This window comes from Streptomyces sp. KR55 (assembly GCF_052245645.1).
Lineage (GTDB): Bacteria > Actinomycetota > Actinomycetes > Streptomycetales > Streptomycetaceae > Streptomyces > Streptomyces flavusporus.
In genome coordinates, this window is the sequence record NZ_JBQQCE010000078.1 from 20,993 (window position 1) to 27,180 (window position 6,188).

Consider the following 6,188-nt stretch of genomic DNA (forward strand, 5'->3'; position numbering starts at 1 on the left):
TCCAGGCCTTTCTGGACCTCTTCAGGAGAAACGACATGTGTGGAGCGAAGGCCGGCGGCCCCGACGCCTCGACGATCAAGCCCGGTGAGACCACCATCCAGGGCCAGGTGACGCGTGACGGTGAGCCGGTGACCGGCTACGTCCGCCTCCTGGACTCGACCGGCGAGTTCACGGCGGAGGTCCCCACCTCCGCGACGGGCCAGTTCCGCTTCTACGCGGCCGAGGGCACCTGGACCGTCCGCGCCCTCGTCCCCGGCGCCACCGCCGACCGCACGGTCGTCGCCCAGCAGGGCGGCCTGGCGGAGGTCGCGATCGCGGTCTGACGGCACCCCGTACGACGAAGGGCCGCGGCCCCCGGGTTGGACACCTGGGCCGCGGTCCTTCGGCGCGTTACGGACCTACCCTGGAGTCATGTACGCACGGCGGCGTCACGTCTACTTCGCCCTGATGGGAACGTGCCTCACGCTCTTCGTCCTGGCCTGGGGCGTCGTGCGCCTGTGGTCGACGGCGGCCGCCGTGGCCATGTGCGTGGTCGCCATGGTCATCCCGCCCGTCGCCGCGATGATCGCCAACCGTCGCGGCCCCGACGACCGCTGGTGGGACGACCCCTCCGGGGACCCGCAGTCCGACGAGTGGTGGGACGAGCTGGACGGCAAGAAGCGGCCGCGGTAGGAAGACGTGCATGTCGCCTACGAGGCTCACCAGTCAGATTAGCGATCCGTAGCGATCCCGTGGCAGACTGTCACGTGCATGCCCGGCGCCCAGGCGACGTCGGGCACCCTCCTCGGTCGGGGTGTACGTCCTGGCTGACCAGCGTCCGGAGGGACGTGCCACGAGGGCTGACGGCTCCTGCCGTTCAGTACCAGGGCACGAAGGCGATTGGCTCACATCCCTGAGCAACACTGGGGATCGGTAGGCCAGTCAGAGACGCTGTCCACCGTGGTGCTGACACGCGCGACGCCCATGAACGACCCGGCGGGTGCCCCGCCGGGTCGTCCTGTGGGTGCAGGAGGGCCCGGACGCGCCCTAGCAAGCCCGAGTACGCCCTAGTAAACGAGCGCCTGGGTGTCGTCTGCCAGGGACTCCTGCACGAACACCTGCGCGCCTGCGATCCGCACGCCCTCGATGACGTCCTTCTCCGTGATGTCGCGGCGGGCCGCGCACTGGGTGCACAGCGTCAGCCGACCGCCCACCAGGACCGAGTCGATCAGGTCGGGCAGCGGCGCCGCGTGCGGCAGTTCGAACTCGGCCGCGCGGCCCGGCAGGGCGAACCACGCGGACTCGCCGGTCAGCCACACGGAGACGTCCACGCCACTCGCCACGGCCACCGCCGCCACCGTGAACGCCTGCGAGCAGCGTTCGGGGGCATCGGCCCCCGCCGTCACCTTGATCACGAGCTTCTTCGCCATGGCCGAATCGTAATCAACGCGGATGCAACTCCCTGCGCGGGCCGTGAGTCTCCTGTGCGCGCGGATACGGAATCCACGCTTCACGTTCTGTGGGGGGACGTCTTGGAAGATCCCGAAAAGCCACCCCGGCCGCGGCGGCGCGGGCGCACCGCCCTGCTCCTCACCGGTGCCGCCGCGCTCGGCCTGCTCGCCGGTACCTGTGCGGGCTACCTCGTCCAGGCCGACCGCGAGCCGACGAGGCTGCCGCCGCTGTCCCAGCCGGTGATGGCGCAGGCGACCGGTCCGGCCCCCGAGCCGTTGTCGGCCGCGCAGGACCGCACCGTGCGCACCGACGGCGACCTGCGCAAGCTGCTGCTGAAGAAGCCGGCCGGGACGAAGGAGGCCGACTGGCTGGCGTCCGACGGCTGGATGGACATTGCAGCATACGCAGACAGCTTCACCGCGCCGGGTGAGAAGTTCGACGATCTCGTCGCGGACGAGTTCCGCCGGGCGGCTGTCGTCGGGTGGGAGGCCGGAAGCTCGTACAACGTGGAGATCCGGCTGGTGCAGTTCCGGCAGGAGGATTCGCTGGCGGCGGCCGACTCCGCCAACAACCACCAGGACTGGGCCGAGAGCGACCCGGACACCGAGAGCTGGAGCATCCCCGGCACCGGCGACGGCATGGCCTACGTCCACACCCGGCCGGACACCGAGCCCGGATACGAGCCGCTGTACAGCGCCGAGGCGCACGCCTGGCGTGGAGATATCGCGATGGAGATCTGGATCTACGGCGACCGGCCGATCGCCAAGAAGACGATCCTGGACCTGGCCGAGCGGCAGATGGAGCGGCTGTGAGCGGTAGCGAATCACCACAGGAGCGGCCGGAGCCGCAGCCGGAGAACCGGCCTCAGCCCCAACCCGAGGCCGAGGCGGGCGTCGCCCCGGTCCAAAGGCCCGCACGGCGGGGGCGTATGGCGGCCGTCGCCGGCTGCGTGCTGCTCGTCGGCGCGCTGATCGCCGGCGTCGGCATGACCGTTGTGACCGTACGGGACGCCGACCGGGACGCGGGCGCCCCGCGCTGGAAGTTCCCGAAGGTCACGGCCGAGGAGAAGAAGGAGCCGGTTGCCAAGGGACTCGCCGGCGTGCTCGTGCCCTACGGCACCGACGGCTGGGCCCCTGGCCCCGACATCGGCGAGTTCGGCGCCGACGCGCAGCTCAACGGCGCCCAGGCCACGGCGCTGCGCAAGGAGTCCCTGCGCGGGCTGCCCCGCTCGGTGCGCAAGGAGTTGGAGAAGCAGATCGACCGGCAGCGCATCAAGGGCATGGCGATGCGCAGCTACTTCAGCCAGGACCCGGGCCGCTACTGGCGCGACGGCATCTTCGAGGTGACCGTCCAGCTCGCCCAGATGGAGAACAGGACCGCGGTCCGTGACATCTCCAGGTCCCAGCGCGAGCTCTTCGGCCTGCTGGGCGGCCGCAAGGGGCCCAAGATCAAGGGTCATGAGGAGGCCGAGTGCTTCCGGACACCCGGGGGCGATCACGAGGACCTCGACTTGATCTTCTGCACCGCCTACGTCGGTGACGTCCTGGTCACCGCCACCGCGGACGGCGCGAAGCCGCTCGACACCGACGGAGTCGCCCAGTTCCTGCGCACCCAACTCGACCGGATCGCCGAGCCGGGGAAGGCCATATGAACGACCAGACCACCGAGTCCGAGCAGCTGACCGACCTCGCGCCGCCCGCGCAGCCCACGCAGCCGCCCGAGGCCCCTGCCCCAGCGTCCCGGGACCGCCGGGTCCTGCGGGCCGTAGGGCGCTGGACCGCCGCCGTGGCCGTGTTCGCGGCCGTTGGCACGGCCACGGCGTACGGGATCGCGGGAATGGAGCGCACGGACGTCCCGGGCCTCGCCACGGAGTCGGACGGGCGCTGGGCCTACCCCGAGCTGACCAGGCCGCCGCTGCCCTCCGGCAGCCCCGGGCCGTTCGCCGACGGCAACACGGCCGGCGCCCACCACGCCGATCTGCGCGCCCTCGTGCTGCCCGCGCCCGCCGGGGCGAGGGAGGACAAGGCGCTGCGCGGCTCGAACGGCTGGCTGGCGACGAAGGACTACCTGGCGGAGTACGCGGTCGAGGAGGACCGGGAGGCGCTGCGGCAGAAGCTGGTCGACACCGGCCTGCGGCACATCGCCGCCCGCGGCTGGACCACGCCGGACGGCACCCGGACCCGGGTCTACCTGCTCCAGTTCGGCACGGCGCAGATGGTGGAGTCGGAGATCGCGAGCGATGCCGTCGCGTTCACGACTCCGACCTACCCGCTGCGCGGCGCCCACGACGCCGCGTACGACGAGGAGTTCCCGGAGCCGGCCGCCGTGGCCGGGATCGAGCGCACCGCCTACTTCGAGCCGAAGCCGTACGGCGCCCAGCAGGTCCGCCAGGCCTACCTCTCCGCGGGCGACGTCTACGCGGTGATCGTGCAGTCCCGAGAGGGCGGTGTGCCGGCCGTTCCCTTCCAGCAGACGGTCGTCCTGCAGAGCCAGCTGCTCGGCTGAGGGCGTACCTCACAAGGAGCGCCGGGCTCCACCCGCGTAAGCTGGGGCCCGGCCCCGTGCAACACGCACCTCCGCTCACCAAGGAGCATCCCGTGATCGTCTTCTTCGAAGTCCTTCTGGTCCTGGTCTGCGTCGGCGTCCTCGCCTTCACCGGTCTGGCCGTGAAGAAGCTGTACCAGGGCCAGCGCTGACCATCGCCATAGCCATCACCGACGTACGAGACTTCTGAGCTGATCATGATCGAGATCCCGTCCGACCTCCACAAGGACCTCGTCCCGCTTGCCTTCCTGCTCGGCAACTGGGCGGGCGCGGGCGTGCACGACTTCCCCGGTGCCGAGAAGTGCAACTTCGGGCAGGAGGTCACCTTCACGCACGACGGCCGGGACTTCCTCGAGTACCGCTCCCACACCTGGGTGCTGGACCAGGAGGGCAACAAGGTCAGGCCGCTGGAGTCCGAGTACGGCTTCTGGCGGATCGACGCCGACCGCAAGGTCGAGGTCACGATGACCCGCGACGACGGCGTCATCGAGATCTGGTACGGCGAGCTGGCCGACCAGAAGCCGCAGATCGACCTGGTCACGGACGCGGTCGCCCGCACCGCCGCATCCCGCCCCTACAGCGGCGGCAAGCGGCTGTACGGCTACGTCAAGAGCGACCTGATGTGGGTCGGCGAGAAGCAGACCCCCGAGGTCGAGCTGCGGCCGTACATGTCGGCCCAGCTGAAGAAGGTAGTCACCCCGGAGGACGTGGAGCGCTGGGCGAAGGCCCTGCCGGACGACCTCCCCGACGACGGCATCGCCTTCTTCAAGTAGGCCTTTCCTGATCTGGCTCTAGACTTCCAGTGTGGTGAGCACCGACTGGAAGAGTGACCTGAGGCAGCGCGGCTACCGGCTGACGCCGCAGCGGCAGCTCGTGCTCGAAGCCGTGGACAACCTGGAGCACGCGACCCCCGACGACATCCTCGTGGAAGTACGGAAGACGGCGTCGGGGGTCAACATTTCCACGGTCTACCGGACCCTGGAGCTGCTGGAGGAACTCGGGCTGGTCAGCCACGCGCACCTCGGGCACGGCGCGCCCACCTATCACCTGGCCGACCGGCACCACCATCTCCACCTCGTCTGCCGCGACTGCACGAACGTCATCGAGGCCGATGTGGAGGTCGCCGCCGATTTCACCGCCAAGCTGCGGGACCGCTTCGGCTTCGACACCGACATGAAGCACTTCGCGATCTTCGGCCGGTGCAAGGACTGCTCGGCCGCGAGGAGTTCACCTACCGAGTCGTAGGCTTGGGCGTATGAAGAGCCCCCTGCTGTCCCTGCCCGGCGCCGTCCCCGCCGAGGGTGTGGACGAAGGCGTCGCCGCCCACTACGGCGACCTGTTCCGCGAGCAGCGCGCCCTCGCCGGCGGCACCGGCTTCGTCGACCTCTCGCACCGCGGCGTCATCACCGTGTCCGGCGAGGACCGGTTGAGCTGGCTGCATCTGCTGCTCACCCAGCACGTCAGCGAGCTGCCCCCGGGCGAGGCCACCGAGGCGCTGATCCTGTCCGCGCACGGCCACATCGAGCACGCGCTGTATCTCGTCGACGACGGCGAGACCGTCTGGGCGCACATCGAACCCGGCACCCAGGACGCGCTGATCGCATACCTGGAGTCGATGAAGTTCTTCTACCGGGTCGAGGTCGCCGACCGGACGGCCGACTTCGCGGTCCTGCACCTGCCGGCCGGTTCGATCGCCGAGGTGCCGGAGGGCACCGTCGTACGGGAGACGGCGTACGGACGTGATCTGTTCCTGCCGCGCGCGGATCTTGAGTCGTACGCCGAGAAGGCCGGTCCCCCGGCCGGGATCCTGGCGTACGAGGCGCTGCGCGTCGAACAGCACCGGCCGCGGCTCGGCTTCGAGACCGACCACCGCACCATCCCGCACGAGCTGGGCTGGATCGGCACCGCCGTGCACCTCCAGAAGGGCTGCTACCGGGGTCAGGAGACCGTCGCCCGGGTGCAGAACCTGGGCAAGCCGCCACGCCGGCTGGTCTTCCTGCACCTGGACGGCAGCGAGGTGCACCTGCCGCCGCACGGCACCGAGCTGCGCCTCGCGGACGACGGCCCCGACGGCCGCAAGATCGGTTTCGTCACGACGTCCGTACGCCACCACGAACTGGGCCCGATCGCCCTCGCCCTGGTGAAGCGAAACGTCCCGGTGGACGCCCGACTCGTCGCAGACACGACGGCAGCGGCCCAGGAGGTAGTCGTCG

The 6,188-nt window shown here is 70.3% G+C and carries 10 protein-coding genes; 9 read left to right on the top strand and 1 reads right to left on the bottom strand.

Annotated features, from left to right (window positions below; all coding sequences use genetic code 11):
* Positions 1-35 precede the first annotated feature (35 nt).
* Both ACTWQJ_RS14235 and ACTWQJ_RS14240 read left to right on the top strand, forming a co-directional pair.
* The gene (locus tag ACTWQJ_RS14235; RefSeq protein WP_010351646.1) at positions 36-323 is read left to right on the top strand and encodes a DUF1416 domain-containing protein; all 288 of its coding nucleotides are present in this window, start codon (positions 36-38) and stop codon (positions 321-323) included.
* An 88-nt stretch (positions 324-411) separates the two neighbouring features.
* Positions 412-672: a DUF3099 domain-containing protein gene (locus tag ACTWQJ_RS14240; protein WP_443306998.1), complete on the top strand. Its 261-nt coding sequence runs from the start codon at positions 412-414 to the stop codon at positions 670-672.
* Between the two features lie 374 nt (positions 673-1,046).
* Here the strand turns inward: ACTWQJ_RS14240 and ACTWQJ_RS14245 are convergent, their stop codons facing one another.
* Positions 1,047-1,409, bottom strand: a complete 363-nt coding sequence (locus ACTWQJ_RS14245) for a DsrE family protein (RefSeq protein WP_224738116.1) — start codon at positions 1,407-1,409, stop codon at positions 1,047-1,049.
* 102 nt (positions 1,410-1,511) lie between these two features.
* On the opposite strand from ACTWQJ_RS14245, the gene ACTWQJ_RS14250 reads away from it, so the two are divergent.
* From ACTWQJ_RS14250 to ygfZ, 7 genes are all read left to right on the top strand, one after another.
* Positions 1,512-2,243, top strand: a complete 732-nt coding sequence (locus ACTWQJ_RS14250; protein WP_443306999.1) for a hypothetical protein — start codon at positions 1,512-1,514, stop codon at positions 2,241-2,243.
* Positions 2,240-3,082 carry a hypothetical protein gene (locus ACTWQJ_RS14255; RefSeq protein WP_443307000.1) on the top strand — a complete coding sequence of 281 codons (843 nt, stop codon included), beginning with the start codon at positions 2,240-2,242 and terminating at the stop codon, positions 3,080-3,082. The genes ACTWQJ_RS14250 and ACTWQJ_RS14255 overlap by 4 nt, the downstream gene beginning before the upstream one ends.
* A complete protein-coding gene (locus ACTWQJ_RS14260) occupies positions 3,079-3,936 on the top strand; it encodes a hypothetical protein (RefSeq protein ID WP_443307001.1) in 858 nt (285 codons plus the stop codon). Before ACTWQJ_RS14255 ends, ACTWQJ_RS14260 begins: the two co-directional genes overlap by 4 nt.
* Positions 3,937-3,992: 56 nt before the next feature.
* Entirely contained in the window at positions 3,993-4,127 is a 135-nt protein-coding gene (locus ACTWQJ_RS14265) for a hypothetical protein (RefSeq protein ID WP_263494624.1), read from the top strand.
* 45 nt (positions 4,128-4,172) lie between these two features.
* Positions 4,173-4,748 (top strand): FABP family protein, encoded by a 576-nt coding sequence (locus ACTWQJ_RS14270; protein WP_443307002.1) that lies wholly within the window; start codon positions 4,173-4,175, stop codon positions 4,746-4,748.
* A gap of 31 nt (positions 4,749-4,779) precedes the next feature.
* Positions 4,780-5,220, top strand: a complete 441-nt coding sequence (locus ACTWQJ_RS14275; RefSeq protein ID WP_224735952.1) for a Fur family transcriptional regulator — start codon at positions 4,780-4,782, stop codon at positions 5,218-5,220.
* A gap of 10 nt (positions 5,221-5,230) precedes the next feature.
* On the top strand, positions 5,231-6,188 hold a 958-nt coding region (gene ygfZ / locus ACTWQJ_RS14280), incomplete at its 3' end, for a CAF17-like 4Fe-4S cluster assembly/insertion protein YgfZ (protein WP_443307003.1).

Bases quoted from the DNA above. Each gene is read 5' to 3' on its own strand.
- ACTWQJ_RS14270 (WP_443307002.1), top strand. From the start codon at position 4,173: ATGATCGAGATCCCGTCCGACCTCCACAAGGACCTCGTCCCGCTTGCC.
- ACTWQJ_RS14240 (WP_443306998.1), top strand. From the start codon at position 412: ATGTACGCACGGCGGCGTCACGTCTACTTCGCCCTGATGGGAACGTGC.
- ACTWQJ_RS14245 (WP_224738116.1), bottom strand. From the start codon at position 1,409: ATGGCGAAGAAGCTCGTGATCAAGGTGACGGCGGGGGCCGATGCCCCC.
- ACTWQJ_RS14260 (WP_443307001.1), top strand. From the start codon at position 3,079: ATGAACGACCAGACCACCGAGTCCGAGCAGCTGACCGACCTCGCGCCG.
- ACTWQJ_RS14235 (WP_010351646.1), top strand. From the start codon at position 36: ATGTGTGGAGCGAAGGCCGGCGGCCCCGACGCCTCGACGATCAAGCCC.